Origin of the sequence: Leucobacter albus (assembly GCF_039528015.1) — a bacterium.
Lineage (GTDB): Bacteria > Actinomycetota > Actinomycetes > Actinomycetales > Microbacteriaceae > Leucobacter > Leucobacter albus.
In genome coordinates, this window is the sequence record NZ_BAAAKZ010000010.1 from 281,691 (window position 1) to 297,933 (window position 16,243).

15 protein-coding genes and 1 tRNA gene are annotated in these 16,243 nt (G+C 64.0%); 3 read left to right on the plus strand and 13 right to left on the minus strand.

Annotated features, from left to right (window positions below; translation table 11 throughout):
* Positions 1-485: 485 nt before the first annotated feature.
* The gene (locus ABD115_RS12380) at positions 486-2,138 is read right to left on the minus strand and encodes a hypothetical protein (RefSeq protein ID WP_343961259.1); all 1,653 of its coding nucleotides are present in this window, start codon (positions 2,136-2,138) and stop codon (positions 486-488) included.
* A 601-nt stretch (positions 2,139-2,739) separates the two neighbouring features.
* Here ABD115_RS12380 and ABD115_RS12385 point away from each other — a divergent pair.
* The gene (locus ABD115_RS12385) at positions 2,740-3,369 is read left to right on the plus strand and encodes an ATP-binding protein (RefSeq protein ID WP_343961261.1); all 630 of its coding nucleotides are present in this window, start codon (positions 2,740-2,742) and stop codon (positions 3,367-3,369) included.
* Between the two features lie 680 nt (positions 3,370-4,049).
* On the opposite strand, the gene ABD115_RS12390 is transcribed toward ABD115_RS12385, so the two are convergent.
* From ABD115_RS12390 to ABD115_RS12435, 10 genes are all read right to left on the minus strand, one after another.
* Positions 4,050-5,221, minus strand: a protein-coding gene (locus ABD115_RS12390; RefSeq protein WP_343961263.1) for an IS3 family transposase whose coding sequence is annotated in 2 segments (ribosomal slippage) — positions 4,050-4,945 and positions 4,945-5,221 — 1,173 coding nt in all. Because the reading frame shifts where the segments join, the coding sequence is not laid out codon by codon here.
* Positions 5,218-5,493, minus strand: a complete 276-nt coding sequence (locus ABD115_RS12395; RefSeq protein ID WP_343961265.1) for a helix-turn-helix transcriptional regulator — start codon at positions 5,491-5,493, stop codon at positions 5,218-5,220. Before ABD115_RS12395 ends, ABD115_RS12390 begins: the two co-directional genes overlap by 4 nt.
* A 179-nt stretch (positions 5,494-5,672) precedes the next feature.
* Positions 5,673-5,749 (minus strand) — tRNA-Pro (locus ABD115_RS12400).
* A gap of 235 nt (positions 5,750-5,984) precedes the next feature.
* Positions 5,985-7,187 carry an acyl-CoA dehydrogenase family protein gene (locus ABD115_RS12405; protein ID WP_343961267.1) on the minus strand — a complete coding sequence of 401 codons (1,203 nt, stop codon included), beginning with the start codon at positions 7,185-7,187 and terminating at the stop codon, positions 5,985-5,987.
* A gap of 215 nt (positions 7,188-7,402) precedes the next feature.
* Complete coding sequence (locus ABD115_RS12410; protein WP_343961269.1) at positions 7,403-7,795, minus strand: DUF7674 family protein; 393 nt, start codon at positions 7,793-7,795, stop codon at positions 7,403-7,405.
* Positions 7,785-8,900: a hypothetical protein gene (locus ABD115_RS12415; RefSeq protein ID WP_343961271.1), complete on the minus strand. Its 1,116-nt coding sequence runs from the start codon at positions 8,898-8,900 to the stop codon at positions 7,785-7,787. The genes ABD115_RS12410 and ABD115_RS12415 overlap by 11 nt, the downstream gene beginning before the upstream one ends.
* Positions 8,901-8,904: 4 nt before the next feature.
* Positions 8,905-9,222: a hypothetical protein gene (locus ABD115_RS12420; RefSeq protein ID WP_343961274.1), complete on the minus strand. Its 318-nt coding sequence runs from the start codon at positions 9,220-9,222 to the stop codon at positions 8,905-8,907.
* On the minus strand, positions 9,204-9,659 hold the full coding sequence (locus ABD115_RS12425) for a hypothetical protein (protein WP_343961276.1): 456 nt from the start codon (positions 9,657-9,659) through the stop codon (positions 9,204-9,206). Before ABD115_RS12425 ends, ABD115_RS12420 begins: the two co-directional genes overlap by 19 nt.
* A 421-nt stretch (positions 9,660-10,080) precedes the next feature.
* The gene (locus tag ABD115_RS12430) at positions 10,081-11,304 is read right to left on the minus strand and encodes a beta-ketoacyl-[acyl-carrier-protein] synthase family protein (RefSeq protein WP_382388976.1); all 1,224 of its coding nucleotides are present in this window, start codon (positions 11,302-11,304) and stop codon (positions 10,081-10,083) included.
* 83 nt (positions 11,305-11,387) lie between these two features.
* On the minus strand, positions 11,388-12,995 hold the full coding sequence (locus ABD115_RS12435; RefSeq protein ID WP_343961280.1) for an AMP-binding protein: 1,608 nt from the start codon (positions 12,993-12,995) through the stop codon (positions 11,388-11,390).
* A 152-nt stretch (positions 12,996-13,147) separates the two neighbouring features.
* On the opposite strand from ABD115_RS12435, the gene ABD115_RS12440 reads away from it, so the two are divergent.
* A complete protein-coding gene (locus ABD115_RS12440; protein ID WP_343961282.1) occupies positions 13,148-13,519 on the plus strand; it encodes a DUF2200 domain-containing protein in 372 nt (123 codons plus the stop codon).
* A gap of 203 nt (positions 13,520-13,722) precedes the next feature.
* Here ABD115_RS12440 and arfB read toward each other — a convergent pair whose 3' ends face one another.
* Together arfB and ABD115_RS12450 are read right to left on the minus strand one after the other, a co-directional pair.
* Complete coding sequence (gene arfB / locus ABD115_RS12445; protein ID WP_343961284.1) at positions 13,723-14,145, minus strand: alternative ribosome rescue aminoacyl-tRNA hydrolase ArfB; 423 nt, start codon at positions 14,143-14,145, stop codon at positions 13,723-13,725.
* Positions 14,146-14,210: 65 nt separating this feature from the next.
* On the minus strand, positions 14,211-15,602 hold the full coding sequence (locus tag ABD115_RS12450) for a winged helix DNA-binding domain-containing protein (protein WP_343961286.1): 1,392 nt from the start codon (positions 15,600-15,602) through the stop codon (positions 14,211-14,213).
* Between the two features lie 154 nt (positions 15,603-15,756).
* Between ABD115_RS12450 and ABD115_RS12455 the strand changes: the two genes are divergently transcribed.
* The gene (locus ABD115_RS12455; protein ID WP_343961288.1) at positions 15,757-16,221 is read left to right on the plus strand and encodes an SRPBCC family protein; all 465 of its coding nucleotides are present in this window, start codon (positions 15,757-15,759) and stop codon (positions 16,219-16,221) included.
* Positions 16,222-16,243: the final 22 nt, after the last annotated feature.

The window sequence follows — 16,243 nt, forward strand, 5'->3', positions numbered from 1 at the left end:
ACCCCTTGGCTGATCAGGGATTTTTCCCAAAATCACCAGTTATCCCAGACACTCGCGAGTTCCCTGGAAGTGGCAGGAAACAGGGTGGTTTACTGATTCCGAGTGTAGCCCGGCAACTGCGGGCTGTCACGGGTGAATTGGGTGGGTAAACTGCTTGCCTTCAACCTGTCTGAGAGAGGCCCACCTCCCACTACCCAAAAACGTTTTGAGCGAGTGCCGTGTTTGTTTAGCAGTCGCTTTCGGTAGAGCGTGTGGGTCGAACCGAAGCGCGGGCGGGTGTGCCTGGTAGCGCTGCGTAGCTTAATCTTGCGCCTGACCATCGACCCACAAGTGCTCTTAAATGACTCTGCTAAACACGTATGGGGACCGATCAGCCTCCTTACCTCGCCAAAGCGAGATTCCGCGAAGCAAGGCGTTTCAGGGCCTCTCGAACTCGACAGCCCTCCCAGGATCAACGAACTGGGTAACCTCGTTTTGCGCGCAGTTCATTGCTTCTGCTGGTCTGGCTCGACCAACGCAGCATCCGTTTCCAGAGGCTCGGCCTCCTGTATCCCCGGCAGGCCCCAGGGAACAGGCGAAGCGAGATCAGCGTCACTTGAAACCTGCACCTGCCCTGGTGCCCAAACCCGGAAGAATGCTTGCCCAGGGGGCCGGAGCTCATACAGTTTCACTCCTGGTTTGAGCGGCGACTCAGGCTGCAGTTCGGTAATGTCCATGCCTGGGTGACGCAAGCGTATTTCAGGGGTGGGGATCTCCACGCCACCGATTGAGAGGGTCTGAGCGGGTATTTGAATTTGAGAGGGTGGCAGCCCGTTTTCGGTAGTGACCTGTATCGGCCCTTGAATCCAACGGGTGATCTTGCCCTCCCAGGTCAACCGCGCGACTCTCAACGCCATGCGATCGTCATTCGTGAAGGGCTCGCTACTTGTTGTGAACCTTCTGTTCGCGATCTGCTCGATCAGAACAATGTCTCTTGTCATTTCAAAGAGAACTTGCTGCTGGAGTAGCTCTTCCTCTGAGGCCTCTGGAATTCGCAGAGTCACCCAGTTTTGGTCTCCAACCTGGAGCGTTAGCGTCTTCGCTTGGAACATCTTCAGCTTGAATTCATAGGCGGAGAGTCTGAGTGAATGAGTGTGATCTAGGAACTGAAGTTCCATCGACCGAATCGACCGAATCTCGCCTGACTCGGCTTCAAAGACCAAACGACAGAGGGCGCTCTCAGCAATGAGGGCTTCCCAGGTCATCGACTCCTCGCCTTCTTCTCGTCTTATGACCGCCGCGTCGCTGGTCTCAATGTCGCGATCGTCGTCACGCAGGAGGACTGTTACTCGGTTTGCTGTCTCAAGCCTGAGCATCTCAGTCACCGAGATTGATTTCCAGTCTTCTCCCATTTCGACCGAGGACATGAGATTTGGCATCGGTGCGCCTACAGGAGCCATGAACACCTCCGCTTCCTCGACGATCTCGGTAGCGTCGACCGTAACCTTTTGAGACCAGAGTTCATCAGCAAGGTCGAGTAAGTTTGCGGCTCTCAGATGCTCGATCAGGCGAAGTGTCCTTACCACCCGCACGGCCGCACCGCAGAAGACGAGCACTGCGGCTGCGTACCGTTCGACAAGATCGAAAGCAAGCGCCTCGGCTTTGGGGCCTTGAGCATCGGCATGAACAAGGTCTGCGTATACCCACGCGGCAGCGAATTGCGTATCGGAGACATGCTTGGTTGCTTCCGAACCATCAAGACGTGAGCGCTGCACTGAGTATCCCTGTACTTGGGTTCCCTGAAGATCGGTGGCCTCCCAAGAAACTTTCAACGCTTGGTACTCAGACAAAACCTCTGCACTTGGGGCGCACTGCTCCAACACTCGTTCCAGAGCTCCAAGCACCTTGGCGTAATAAATTGGTTCAGATTTCAGCGTCAGCGGTCTGATCCTCGCGACCAAGGATTCGAACTCTTCCTCGTTCTCTGGGAGTGGTCGCCTGATAATCGCCGCTCCATCAAAGCCAAGCGTGACTTTGAACGTGCCCTTTGCATAGCCCAACAAGGTCTTTTCGTCTTGCACGAGAGAATGAGCTTCTACCCGACGTGCGCGGATCACGAAACGCGCGAGCACGGTCAGGTCGTCGAGTTGAGCAGCCACCTACACATCCTCGCATCTTCCGCTGACGGTGGCTCATCACCCGGAATCTAGTTCGAAGTGCAGCACAGAGGCGATGTCGTCGGCGTCCGTGAAGCCACGCGCCCGCACAAGCCTCGGCATGAGCGTATCGACCGGGTGCCCGCTGGCCTCTGCACGTCGGAGCTCCGCGACGAGCGCCCCGAACGTCTCCGCGCTTACCGCAGGCAGGCCACGAAAGTGGGGCCAGGAACCGTTGCCGCGCTCACGAGGCTGCTCGATGGGAAGAAGATCGAAGCGCAAGGCTTCCGGTCATGCATGAACATCCTTGATCTGGGGAAGCGGAGCAGTCGGCAACTATTAGAGCAAGCGTGTCGGCAGCTCACCGACAGTAATGCGCATCGGCAGATCAGATACACCGCTGTGAAGCACGTGCTGGCTGTGGTTCGGGCCGAACAAGACCAACGGCCGCAGGCCATAAGTACAGCAGCAAGAACAACCAGACTTGAACCCACTCACCCGCGTCGGCCCGCTGTGCGCGACACGAGTGGCGCGCATTTGGCAGGCCCCCAGGTATTCAGCCTCGAAGCCCTCACAGACACCCCGACAGGATCGGAGGGGGCCGATGCTTGATCAGCACCTCACCGAGGACGACATGCCCTTATTAACGAAGCTCCGGCTGACCGCGTTCGGGGTAACGGTCATCGGTATCGCGAATGATCCCTCGTTTGATGAGTGGTCGTTCTCGCAGAAGATCAGGCACGCCCTCGATCAGGAGACCGAGGCTCGGGGCGAGCGCCGCATGTTGAAACTGTTGAAAGCGTCGCGCACCCCGAACCCTGCCGCCTGTGTCGAGGATATTCACTACCGCGATGGCCGCTCGTTGAATCGTGAAGTGGTTGCGAGGCTCGCGGCATGTAAATGGGTAGAACGGACCACGAACCTCCTCATTCTCGGATCGTCGAGCGTGGGGAAGTCATATCTCGCGCAAGCACTCGTGAACGCAGCCTGTCGACGTGATTGCACGGCCGCGTACTATCGGCTTGACGATCTCGCGAACCAGCTCGCCGTTTACCAGCACGCCGACCCGTCAAGGCTCAGGTTCCTTGAGTATCTGCACTCGTGTGACGTGTTGATACTGGACGATTTCTTGACGACGCCGATCACTGGTGAGGCCACGGCAGACCTTCTCAATATCCTCGCTGCGCGTGAGGGCCGGGGGTCGACGGTCGTGACGTCACAGTTCGACCCGTAGCACTGGTACAAGTCGTTGCATGATGCGGTGATCGCTGAATCGATTCTGAACCGGATCGTGTCGAACGCGGAGCTCGTGCAGCTCGACGGGCCGAACATGCACCGCCACCTCGCAGCTACAGAAGCGGAATGAGCGAGGAGTGCGAGCGCGCGGCCGCTTCCAGGTACGCGCGCTCGCACTTTCCGATCATTACATCAGCGCTTCCCGAAGCCTCGGCTCAACACCCCACGGTGAAAGCTCGATGATGATTGACTCACGATTCTTTCAGCCAAGGGAGCGTGAGCCAAGAGCGGTCGCACATCGGAGCAGCGTTGTGTTATTTTCCCGCGCACACCGACCGGTGCACGATCACGACTCCACGCTGCGCAATGACACCACTTACGAAGTGCCTCCAACGTCCGTCTCGAGTTCCTTGACAGCAAAGCTGATGAACTGCCGGAAGAGACGTTCAATGCCAGCCGAGTCCGATGGAATAGAACGATAATCACTTGCCGCTTCTAGAAGGCTCTTCATGTCCACGGGATCAGTAATCAAGTCGAAGTTTGGTAGATATTGGACGCGATCGCGAGTCGGATCGCGCGTAAATGTAAAGGCAGTCAGGAAAGATTTTGGGTTAATCTTCGTTTCTGATGGCAATCGAGAGGGTCTGCTGAGGGTTTGGTTGACTCGGGTTTCCTTTTCTAGGCAGCCAAGTCGACCGCGCTTCTCAATATAGTCTCGAACTCCACCGGAGTCAGCTTCCCCAACCCCCGCTGCTTCCGTTTCCGGTGATACCTCCCCTCGATCCAAGACACAATCGCGAGCCTGAGTTCCTCACGCGTCGCCCAAGACCTCCGATCGAGCACAGTCTTCTGCAACAACGAGAAGAACGATTCCATAGCCGCGTTATCCCCACACGCACCCACACGCCCCATCGACCCACGAAGCCGATGCTGTTTCAACGCACGCTGAAACTTCCGGCTCCGAAATTGGCTACCCCGGTCAGAATGCACAATCACTCCCACAGGCGCACCCCGTAGCGTCAGCGCGTTCTCTAGCGCCCGAACGGCAAGCGATGCTTTCATACGGGAATCGATCGAGTACCCCACAATCCGGTTCGAACACACATCCTTGAACGCGCACAGGTACAGCTTCCCCTCACCCGTCCAGTGCTCAGTAATGTCCACAAGCCATTTCTCGTCCAACCCATCGGCAGTGAAGTCACGCTCCACGAGATCATCACCCACCGGCGCACCCGCTTTCACATACCGGCGTTTACGCTTTGAGAAGACTGACTGCAGGCCAGCGATTTTGCACAGTCGCCACACCCTGCGCTCCGAGATCTCGTAGCCAAGATCATGGAGATCATCAGCCAGCACCCGATATCCGCCCTCGGGGTCGTCCTCGTGGAGACCTCGCAAGAGCGTGATGAACCGTTCCGCGTCTGCCTCACGTGCCGAGACGGGTTGCTTCTGCCACTGGTAGTACGCCTGTTTCGAGAACCCGAGTACCCGACACGCCACCGCTACGGGCACCCTGACCGGGGCAGCCGCGGCAGCCATTTCTTGGACGAGCGGGAAGATCATTTTGGGGGCGTGATATGAATCTGCGACAAATACGCTGCCGCACGCCTGAGCACCTCGTTCTCTTGTTCAAGGAGACGGTTCCGTCGCATGAGCTCACGAATCTGCGCATCCTCGGCAGGAGTGACATCCTTAGCAGACGGCAGGCCAGCGTCACGCCGTTCGGCATCCGCGACCCATTTCGAGAGTGCTGACTTCGAGATGCCCAGATCACGACCGACCTCGCGTTGCGTAGCCCCTTGCCGGACCAACGCGACCGCGTCTCGTTTGAATTCTTCTGAGTACTTCATTGCTGATCATTCTCACTCATCCTCACCCGCTCACGCGAGTGGACAAGAGTCAACCAAACCCTCAGCAGACCCGCTTCGGTAACCCAATCGCACACGTCGGAGACGGCGTACTTCAGGTGTTTGCCGATGCGGTGTGCGCGGGGTCCGAGGTCGCGGGTGCGCCAGTCGTACAGCGTCGAGACGGGGATGCCGAGATAGTCGGAGACCTCGCCGGCACTGAGCAGCGGTTCGAGATTCCAGAGATGGGCGGGGGTATGAGTTGAAGGATTCATACCGGAAAGGTGCGCCGGTGTTCCCGAACTACCAGGAGGCGTCCGGCACGCACTCGGGCCAGCCGGATCGGCGGCCCGAAAATCGCCCGAAAGTGATGGTATTGGGTAGGTTTTCGATGACGGGGTCATAATCCCCAAACGAGAAAAGTCCCGGAAACCCTTGAGTTTCCGGGACTTTTTGGTCGGGCTGACAGGATTTGAACCTGCGACCCCTTGACCCCCAGTCAAGTGCGCTACCAAGCTGCGCCACAGCCCGTTGTTTCTTCAAGCGATTCGGCCAGAGCCGGTTCGCCGCCGAAGCAACCTCTCTATCTTATCCATACTTTTGCGGGGCGAAAAACGCGGCGAGGTGTTTGCCGAAGATTCGACAGTTGTCTCTGACCGAAATACCTCCCCGTCGGCAGCAGGTCGGCCCGTGGGGAGCGGCCAGAAGGGACGCCAAACCCGACGCCTAACCGGAAGAGGCACCGCCCAGCCCACTCCCCCCGCCCCTACTCGTCGAGCAGCGCCGCCGCGTACATCGGGCGCGCCGCGTCGGCGCTCGGCGGGTGGAAGAGGCCCGCGGTCGCGTCGCGGTAGACGCGACTAAGCTCGCTACCGTTGTCGAAGCCCGATCCGCCCGCGCAGATGAGCGCAGTCTCGGCGTTGCGGCGCGCGGCCGTCGAGGCGTTCAGGCGGGCCGAGACGAGGCGCAGCGGCCACTCAGCACCGTAGTCGACGAGCTCGTCGAAGTCGCGGGTGTACGCATCGAGCTGAGCGGGCACCGCCATGAACTCCATGTGGGCGTCGGCGAGCCGCACGCGCGCCTCTGGCACCTCGGCGTGCGACGTGCCCGCCTTTGCCGAGCGCCGCTTCTTCATGCCAGCGGCAGCGAGGTCGAGAGCCCGGCGCGCGACACCCGCGTACACGGAGCCGATGAGCAGCTGGAAGTTCGCGGTGATTGCGAACGTGAGCAGATCGGGGTGGCGGCCCGCCGGGATCTTGCGGGCAACCCGCTCAGGCCTGATGCGCGCGCCGTCGAGGATGGTTGCGCGGCTGTGCGAGGCGCGCATGCCGAGCACGTCCCACTGATCCGACACGGTGATGCCTTCGCCGCCCCACGCCGCGGCCTCCTCGGCGGTGCGCTCGAGGAACCCGTAGACGAGGGTCTCGGCGTCGGTGCCCGCTGTCGCGGTGTCGAGACCGTGCACGATGAGCCGCGTCCACACGGGCGACAGCGACGTGAAAATCTTCACGCCCGAGAGCAAGTAGCCGCCGTCTTCCTGCGGCTCAGCCTTCGACTTCGAGCCCTGAAGCACCCAGTCGTTCGCGGGCTCGCTGATGCCGAACGCGAAGATCTCGCCGGCCATCGCTTCCTCGAACACGTACCCGAGGGAGCGGTCGCCACGCTCGAACATCGCCCTGATGACGCCCGTGCACATAAGGTGCATGTTGATCGCGAGCGCCGTGCCGGGGGCCGCGGTCGCGAGCCGCTGCTGCAGCCGCGAGACCTCGTTGAGGGTGAGGCCGGGCCCGCCGAATTCCGCCGGCACGAAGAGCGTCAGGTAACCCTGCTCGCGAAGCTCTGCGAGGTCCTCGTGAAAGAAGCTGTTCTCGCGGTCGTACACCGCGGCCCGCTCGCGGAACCGCTCAAGCAGTTCCTCGGGCAGGTAGCGCTCGGCAAGCTCCTGATGCCGCGTCTCTCGGTCGCTCATTCTCTCTCGATTCCTCACCTTGGTGTTACACCAGCCAACTGCCTTCAGGCTACCTGTTGCAGTTGCCGAGCGACCGGACGCGCACGCGGGGAAAGTGCCATTGGTTGGGAGCGCGCAGGGTCATAGGGCTCCCGCCAACCATTCCGGCCGGTCTCAGTACCACCCTGCTCTGCCCAAACAGTTCTACCGAATGGCTATGCGAACCGGTCCCGCAGCTATTCTCCGCTCCTCAAGTGAGGCTGGTGATCAGAATCTCCAACGTCAAATTCGTACCATGCTCTGAGGTCTCCCTGCAAAATTGGCAGCAACGAGGTCTCGCGAGAGAGTGATTCGCCAAATCCAACGGCTATCAGATTAGGGACTTCCAATGGCCCTTCAGCAAGACCCCGGTTGAGCTCATTGATGAGCACCACCACGGCAGCTTTCTCAGCGACAACGTTTGCTTCCGCCCACCTGGCGACATCGCTGAGAAAGATGTAGCCCAGAAGTTCTCCGCCCTGATCAACCAAATGCTCTTCCAAAAGTGGCCTGAGAGCGGGAACTCTCTTAACAAGGTCCCGACAATATGCCTCGTCGGCTCGATCGATGTCCGCGTACTCAGAGTCCATTCAGTGCAACCTCAATTTCGTTCAACAGTTTCTGCGCAGTTTGGATATCAGTCGGATCAGCTGCCTTATTCAACCTCAGCCAATTGCGCAGAGCATTCCTTGTGTTTCTTCCCTTCAAGACGTGATCCTTCCCGCCCACCTTGATACCGGTTCGCAGCTCGAACTTGATGGCGCTGACCAACGATCCATTCCCACCAACAAGGGGTATGTCACCGGTCCGCAGATAGGCGCTATTAAGGATATTTTGAAGCTTAGGGTTGGCGACTCTTGGAGGTTTGGCAATTGGGGTTCGGCTACCCGACTGCAGCGGGCGTTTCCTCCCTCTTACACCGTTGTTCGTGTCCGGCTTCGTGCGCTTCTGGGGTTTCCCAGCACCTCTCGTCGGTGCTTTCGTCCCCTGCCTACTCATCCATTTGCCGAGAGCCTTTATTCCTTCAATCAAAGCCCGGAGCAACGCGCCAAGAAACGCCAACGTAGCCACCGCGCCCGCCACCATCGGACCAACTCGCGCGGTGGCCGCTGCCACATCCATGGATATCTGAGAAATGACAGCTGGAGAAGCCACTCCGCCGATACTGGCACCAGACGTCAAAGACCTCGCATGAGAACGTACCGCACTACTAGCAACCTCAGCTATCGCGTCCTGCACTGTCCCGTGAACGTTTTTTACTAGAGTGGCCGCCGCCCTGATAGCAAAGCTGACGGCCGACACGGCTTCGCCCTGTATTCGAAACCCGTGCACGAGCTGAGCCGCATTATTTCTGTACGCGCTGATCGTTTGCCCAGACATTTCTGAGAGGTCGAACACTCGACGCCGGTATTGCACCGCCACGCTCTGCAACACTGATGCCGACTGTTTCCAGGAGTCCGCGAATTCGAATGCGCTCTCAGCATCATTCCTTAGGTCATCACTCCACCCGATGAGTGGGCCCATTAGCCCGACTGCCCATCCTAAACCTGTATCCGCGAGGCTCCCGAGTAGACCTGAAATGTGCGTTCCGATCCCCGAAGGAACTGGGAATGCTTCCGAGCCGCCCTGTATCCATTCACCCGACTTCACCCGTGCAGCTATCGTCAAGGTTTCCGTGAAGGCTGCTAAGGTCATCGGTCTAGTCTTCGATCTCGAGCTCCAGGGAGCGCAACGTGTGAGCTATTTCTTCTTCGATTGCTTGAGTCTCCCGCACGACGCTTCGTAGTTGCTGCGCCGTCCCTGTTAGCGCTTCTTGAGCAGAGTACGCAGCAGTGGAGACAGTTGCAGCGACCACCGAGATATCAGCAATGACGAAACGCCCCATGTTCCCAAACGCCAGACCAATCGATTCGGCATCTGTAGCCATTTCAGCGGCCGACAAGACTTCCGTTGCGAGTTGACCCAGTCTTCTCGCCTGGTCTTCGAGCATCTCGAGATCTAGCGCGAGCCATTCCATGTCGCTTCACCCGCTGGTGTGTCAGTGAGAGGCACATAGCCCATCCGCCGCCGCGTAGGGTCTATGGCGGGACTGTCCGCGTCTAACAACGTTGCCGAATAGCCCCAAAGAATAGGATCGTCTGCGCCTAGCACTTTCAGAGCGGCTCGGTGCGTCTGTGCTTGGGCATCTAGTTTGGCTTTGGCAACGAGAGTCACAATCTCCGCTGATAGACGGAGGCCTCCGCGTTGCAAGGCCTTGGCTGCAATCTGCAGATCAATCATCTGACCTGCTGCATCCACTGTCACCACCACGTCGTGCAGCTCAGACATGGCTTTTCCTTGCACTGTGGCTTGAGTCTCGGCAAGCTCGCCCAACGCCTGCGCACGTTGTTTCGCTAGCCGAATATCGGCATGGATTCGCTCCAACACCTCTTCAGCTTCTTCCGATGATCCCATTCGGGCACTGTAACCCTTCGTGGAATGAGCTAGCTCGAGCCCATTCCGGTCCGTGCATCCATGGCTCCCGGTTGCGTGCACATACAGTGATATCTAAGTACATTATCTTGCGACTACTCACAGCGTCACTGCGTCGCTGATTGGAAGAGCAATCGCGTTTCTAGTCAGGCCGATTCCAGGTCCAAGCTCATTCGTGAAGGCTAAATTGAGCCAGGCTGCCCGAACTGTGCATTGCAAGCGAACGAACGAACCAATGTCTGACGTGCGCGGCCGAACCCCTTTGGGGATCACTGACCGACCGCTTCTCAGCATGATGACCAACAACCTGGATGCTCCGTTGGAGGAGCAATCACTGGTGGCGACAGCTCGGTCGCCACCTTCGGCCTCCGTGCTAGCGGGCTCAAAGCGCTCCCCGGAGGCCCTACGCCCGCTCGATGAGCACGGCCCCGTTGTGCCCACCAAACCCGAACGAGGTCGACAGCAGGCTCGAAACCTCGGCCGCGCGGGCCTCCCCGGCGACGAAGTCCCAGCCGTCGAACTCCGGGTCGTCGAGGTTCAGTGTCGGTGGCAAGCGTCGTTGGCGCAGCGCCATCACCGAGATGATCGCCTCGACGACGCCTCCCGCGCCGAGCAGGTGCCCGGTGCTCGACTTCGTCGCGGTGATCGGGGTGCGGCGCGCGTGCTCGCCGAGCGCCGCTTCGAGGGCGAGGAGCTCGGCGGCGTCGCCCGCGGGGGTGCCGGTGCCGTGCGCGTTAATGTGGTCGACTGCCTCGGGCCCGACGCCCGCGTCGGCGAGGCACTCGCGCACGGCCTGTGCTGCGCCGCGGCCCTCGGGGTGCGGCGCCGTCGCGTGGTGGGCGTCGCTCGCCGAGCCGAACCCGGCGAGCACCGCGAGCACGTCGGCACCGCGCGCGAGCGCGTGCTCCTCCGATTCGATGAGGATCGCCGCAGCCCCCTGCGACATCACAAACCCCGAGCGGGCCCGGTCGAACGGCCGCGACGCGGTCTCCGGCGCATCTTCGTAGCCTGCGGCGAGCGCCCGCATGTTCGCGTTCGAGGAGAGGTTGACGCCGTTCAGGCAGTCCTCCATGCCGACGACGAGCACCGCGTCGGCGTAGCCGTGGCGGATCCGCCTGAGCCCATCACCCAGCCCGACCGCGCCGCTCGCGCACGTCGCGGAGACGCCCTGGGCGGGCCCGCGGAGCCCGTACCGCTGGCTGAGGAGCGCCGCCGCTGAGTCGGGGGCGCCGTGGATCGACAGCGTGAGCGGCACCGCGCGCGGGCCGCGCTCGTCGAGCACCCGGGTTGCCGACTGCATCGCGTCGATCGGCCCGGACCCGGTCGCCGCGATCACGGCGACCCGCTCCGCGCCCCACGGCAGTTCGGCATCGCGCACCCCGGCCTGCGCGAGCGCCTCGTCGGCCGCCGCGATCGCCCAGTGCTGCACGGGGCTCAGCCGCTTTGCGAGGCTCCGCTCGAGCACGGTCGACACGTCGAAGCCGCGCACCTGCCCGCCGATGCGCACGGCGAGGCCGTCGAACTCGGGGCCCTCGAGCCGCGTGATCGCGCTCCGCCCCATAGCGACCGCGTTCCACAGCTCGGGCACGCCGATGCCGCTCGGGGTGACGGCGCCGAGCCCGGTGATGACGACGCGTCGCCCGCCCGGGGTGCTAACTCCCCGCGGCGCGGGAGAGCCGCCCCGTGCGCCCCCGCTGCTGGTTGCTTCGCTCACAGTCGCTCCCCTCCGCCTGATTCGATGAGTGCAACCGTCTCGGCCCGGCGAATCTTCCCACCGACGGTGCGCGGCAGCGCATCGACGCGGTACCACTGGCGCGGCACGAACTGCGGGGCGAGGCGCTCGCGCGCCCAGTCACGCAGCTCGTCCTTGCCGGGAAGGGGAACGGCCCCGCCAGCCCCACCCTCTGCCACGCCTTCAACAACGAGCCCAACAACGCTCCCGAGCCGCGGGTGCGGCAGCGCGATCGCGCACACGGCCCCGAGCCCAGGCATCCCGTCGAAGGCCCGTTCGACCTCGGGCAGCGCCACCTTGTGCCCACCCGTCACGACGATGTCTCCGGCACGCCCGGCGAGCTGCAGTTTGCCGCCGACGATGCGCCCCTGGTCGTGCACGGTCGCCCAGCCGTCGGCCCCGCGCAGCACGGCGTCGGTGGTGCCCGCGAGGTAGCCGTCGGAGCAGGCTGCGGCATCGATCCAGAGCGTGCCGAACTCGCCGTCGGGCACCCGCTCGCCCAATTCGGAGCGGGTCTCGAACCCGATCCCCTCGTACACCTCAATGAGCGTGCCGTCGCCGCCACGGCTGTCGCCGATGAACCCGATCTCGGCGGCCCCGTAGTAGCTGATGAGCCGCACCCCAGGCAGCACCGCGCCAAGCCCCTCGCGAAGCGACGCCGAGAGGTTCGCTCCCCCGGTCACGACAAGCTCGAGCGACGCGAACCGCCCGGTCTCGCCGCGGGCAGCCTCGCGGCGGGCGGCGTCGCTGAGCGACTGCACGAGCGCGGGCACGGCGACAACCCGGGTGATCCGCTCCCCGTCCACGCGGCGAGCCATTTCGATCGCATCGAACGCATCGGCCATGTGCGCCGCTCCCCCGGTCGCGAGGCACTCGATAAGCGCGTAGAGGGTGAGGCTGTACGACACCGGCCCCGGCGCGAGCGTGTGCACACCGGGCAGCGGTTCGAGGTGCGCGCTCGACACGGCAACGTTCGCCCGGTACTGGGCGCGGGTCTTCAGAAAGCCCTTCGGTGCGCTCGTCGTGCCAGACGAAAACAGCAGCAGGAACGGCTCGTCGCCGTCGCGCACGGTCGGCGCGGGTGGCTGGGGTGTGGTGCGTTGCGGATCCGCCACGCCACTCACCCCGCCCCGCTCACCCGCGCGAAGCTCCGCAGCGCGAAAATCTGCGAGCGAGACGATCGTGCCGCCCCAGCCGCGCTCCGCGAGCGCCGGGGCGAGGTCTGCCGCGTCGCTCACGACGACCCCGATGCCGGTCGCGAGAATCACGTTTGTGCGGTGCTCGAGCGGCCAGCGCGGGTCGATCGTCGCCGACACCGCCCGGTACCCGGCGAGGCCCGCGACGATGCGCGAGGTGTGAAATGCCGAGTCGAGGCTCACCGCGGTGATCGGAATGCCGCGCGTCTCGGGAGCTGGTGCGGGCGGGGCGACCTGCGCGCGGTGCAGTGCGTCGACGACGGCGAACACGCGGCGCGAGTCTTCGACGAGCTCGGCGTAGCTGAGCCGGTCGCCCTCGGCCTCACCGGCGATCGCGAGCCGATCGGGGTCGCTCCCCGCGACCTCGAGTATCGTCTGCGTGATCGGCATCCGGCGACTCCTCGCGCTCGACTTAGATGGACTCCGTCCAGCATACGCTCCTGCGCTCACCCGGACCCGGGTGGTTCGCAGCCAGGGAACAGCTAGCATGCGCCCTGCGAACGGAGAGCCGCATCTCAGCAAAACCGACGTATCCTGTTCCCATGGCCGGACACCGCATCTACAAGCTCGCGTTCTCAGATCTGTACCCGAACTACATTCACAAGGTCGAGCGCAAAGAGCGCACGAAGGCAGAGCTCGACGAGGTTATCTGCTGGCTCACCGGTTACTCGCAGGCGCAGCTTGACGAGCTCATCGAGCCCGGCAACCCGGTGAACCTCGAGGAGTTCTTCCGCGATGCCCCGAAGATGAACATCGCGCGCTCGGCGATCACCGGGTCGGTGTGCGGCGTGAAGCTCGCTGAGATTGAAGACCCGCTGATGCTCGAGATTCGCTACCTCGACAAGCTCGTCGATGAGCTCGCAAAGGGCAAGGCGATGGAGAAGATTCTGCGCACCCTGCCCGCCTCGGTGTAGCGCGCCTGTCTCGCTGCTTGCGTGCGGCGCGGGGTGCGGGCGCTGGCGCTGGCACGGGCGCTGGCACTGGCCCGGGCCAGACTCACGAAAGCACACGAAGTTCACCGGAGCACACGTTATTTCGCACCATTATCGTGTGCTTTGATGAACTTCGTGTGCTCCGGTGGGGCGGCCGGCAACTGCGGCCCAGCGCGAGCACGCCGCTAGTCGAGGCCCGGCCGCTGCCGGTTGCGCTTCACCTCTGAGCGTTTGCCCTTCGTCTGCAGGCGGCGCTGCTGCGAGCCCCGGGTCGGCTTCGTCGCGCGACGCTTGGGCCCGTCGGGGGCGAGCGCGCCCGCCACGAGATCGCCGAGCTTCTCGCGGGCGGTTTCGCGGTTGCGCAGCTGCGAGCGCTGCTCCGACACGGCGAGGGTGAGCGTGCCGGCGACGATGCGGTGCGCGAGTTTGTTCAGGATCCGCGAGCGCTGCTCGTCGCTAAGCACCCTCGACGCCGCGACGTCCCAGCTGAGCTCGACCCTGCTATCAGAGGTGTTCACGTGCTGCCCGCCCGGGCCCGAGGATCGCGAGAAGCGCCACCCCAGCTCCGCTGCCGGGATGGTGAGCTTGCGCGTCACCTCGATATCCACCCCACAAGAATGCCACAGGCTGCTGGGGCCAGGCGCGGGGCCGGGCGCGGGGCCGCCGCCCGCGACTACGCCGGTTGAAACACCGTGTCGCTGCGGGTAGCCCCGCGAAGCGGCGCGATCAGCTCGACCTCGGCCGCCACCGCCTCGCGCTGCGCGACCGAGAGCGCGGCGAACGGCGTGACCTTCACGGTGAGCGTGCTGCCGCGCTTGCTCGGGCGCCAGGTGCCGCGCACCTCGCCGTCGATGAGCAGCGCCCCGGGGCCACCGACGTTGCGCCACAGCGCGCCCTGCTCGGCAGGGGCGACGATCGTGTCGCGATCCCACGCCCGCAGGTAGGGGTCGCCTGGCGGCAGCAGCCGCATGTCGGGCTGTGCTGCGCTGCGCTGGGGCAGATCCGCTGCGGCGAGCGCGGGCAGATCGGCCGCGAGTAGCCAGGCCTCGCCCGCGTTGCCTCCCGCCGGGAGCTCAACGGGCGCAAGTTCGTCTTCGAGCAGATCCCACCAGGCCGAGGCGTCGCCGGCCCCGACGCCAAGCCACGCCGCGAAGCTTGCGCGGGTGGCCGGGCCGTAGCACCGCAGGTAGCGGCGCAGCAGCTCGGCGCGCGCAGCCTCGGCGGGCCCGGCGGGCCCGGCGGGCCAACCGGGCAGCGCATCCCCAAGAAACTCGCTCACGAGCACGAAGCGCGCCCGCCGCTCCTCGCGGGGCGCGATGCACGCGACGCCGCGCAGCGTCACGATGCGCATGCAGAAGTGCACGACCGCCTCGCCAATCGATTGGCCTGGGGCGTGCGGGCCCTCGCTGTTCCAGTGCGCGCGCTGAGTGTCGGTGAGGCGCGCGGCGATGAGCGGCGCAATCTCGTGCCCGAGCTCGTGGATGTCGAGCGCGCGCCCGGCCAGCACATCGGCGATCTCGGCCTGCACGAGGTCGCTCGCCGCCTCGAGGGTCAGCCCGAGCGCGTCGAGCGCCGGCACCACCCCGGGCAAGAATCGACGACCCGCGGCCTCGGTCGGCGGCAGCACGCCCGCGGTGTAGAGCGCCGCGTCTGCCGTCGGAAAGATGTAGGGCGCCCCGCGCAGGCTCCAGGTTTGCAGCAGGGTGTGCTCGTCTGTGATCGCTGCCGTGAAGGCCTCGCGGGTGACGCCGCCGGCGCGCGCGTGCAGCGCGAGAATCGCTGAGCCCGGCGGGCTGTTCTGAACCCCGCAGCGGGCCGCTGCCGCGATCAGGGCGGCGTGCTCGCCCGCCGCGGTCGGCCCGGCAGCAGCCGCGTGCTCGCTCGCTTGGCTGGCGGCGTGCTCGCCCACCGCGGCTGGCCCGGCAGCAGCCGCGTGCTCGCGCGCTTGGCTGGGGTTGACCGCGGTCGCGGATCCGCCAGCAATGCCGGCCAGCCGCGGCCCTTGGAGCCCGTGGCCGCGCAGCCGAAACCCGATCAGCTGCTGTCTCGTGGGTTGCTCGCGCATGCCCGAATCATAGCCCGGCCGCGCCGCCTGCCGCGCGCCTCGCACCGCGCCCCGCACCGCGCCCGAGCTCCCCGGCGCAGCACAGGCTGCCCTGCCTACGATGGGGTGATGGGGCGCGTGCCCCACGCGAACCACAGAGAAAGCGAGCGCGCCCATGCAGCACGAGACCGAAACTGTCGATCTTGGGCAGGGCCGCGTCGCCCGCCGCCGAGTCGTGCGCGTGGCACCCGAGGCGCTGTACGAGGTGCTCTCAGACCCGCACCGTCACCACGAACTCGACGGCTCGGGCACTGTCTCGGCGACAGTCGTCGGGCCGACGCAGCTGCAGCTCGGCGACAGGTTCACCGTGCGCATGCACCTCGGGCCGGTTCGCTACAGCATGACGAGCACCGTCACCGAGGTGCAGCCGGGCCGCGTGCTCGAGTGGCGGCTCCCGATGGGGCAAAGGTGGCGGTGGGAGCTCGCACCCGTGGGCTCCGACGCGACCCGCGTCACCGAGACCTTCGATTACCGCGGCGCGCGCATCCCGGCGCTCATCAAGCTGCTGCGCTACCCCAGCCGCAACGCGACGGGCATCGAGCGCACCCTCGCGGGCCTCGAGCGAAACCTCACGCGGTAGCGCGTGCCCGGCGCGATAGTCT

What these genes read in the sequence shown, in the direction of transcription:
- ABD115_RS12420 (WP_343961274.1), bottom strand. Translation starts at nt 9,222, where the DNA reads ATGGAATGGCTCGCGCTAGATCTCGAGATGCTCGAAGACCAGGCGAGA.
- ABD115_RS12425 (WP_343961276.1), bottom strand. Translation starts at nt 9,659, where the DNA reads ATGGGATCATCGGAAGAAGCTGAAGAGGTGTTGGAGCGAATCCATGCC.
- ABD115_RS12385 (WP_343961261.1), top strand. Translation starts at nt 2,740, where the DNA reads ATGCTTGATCAGCACCTCACCGAGGACGACATGCCCTTATTAACGAAG.
- ABD115_RS12405 (WP_343961267.1), bottom strand. Translation starts at nt 7,187, where the DNA reads ATGAGCGACCGAGAGACGCGGCATCAGGAGCTTGCCGAGCGCTACCTG.
- ABD115_RS12415 (WP_343961271.1), bottom strand. Translation starts at nt 8,900, where the DNA reads ATGACCTTAGCAGCCTTCACGGAAACCTTGACGATAGCTGCACGGGTG.
- ABD115_RS12455 (WP_343961288.1), top strand. Translation starts at nt 15,757, where the DNA reads ATGCAGCACGAGACCGAAACTGTCGATCTTGGGCAGGGCCGCGTCGCC.
- ABD115_RS12410 (WP_343961269.1), bottom strand. Translation starts at nt 7,795, where the DNA reads ATGGACTCTGAGTACGCGGACATCGATCGAGCCGACGAGGCATATTGT.
- ABD115_RS12440 (WP_343961282.1), top strand. Translation starts at nt 13,148, where the DNA reads ATGGCCGGACACCGCATCTACAAGCTCGCGTTCTCAGATCTGTACCCG.
- ABD115_RS12395 (WP_343961265.1), bottom strand. Translation starts at nt 5,493, where the DNA reads ATGAATCCTTCAACTCATACCCCCGCCCATCTCTGGAATCTCGAACCG.
- ABD115_RS12435 (WP_343961280.1), bottom strand. Translation starts at nt 12,995, where the DNA reads ATGCCGATCACGCAGACGATACTCGAGGTCGCGGGGAGCGACCCCGAT.
- ABD115_RS12450 (WP_343961286.1), bottom strand. Translation starts at nt 15,602, where the DNA reads ATGCGCGAGCAACCCACGAGACAGCAGCTGATCGGGTTTCGGCTGCGC.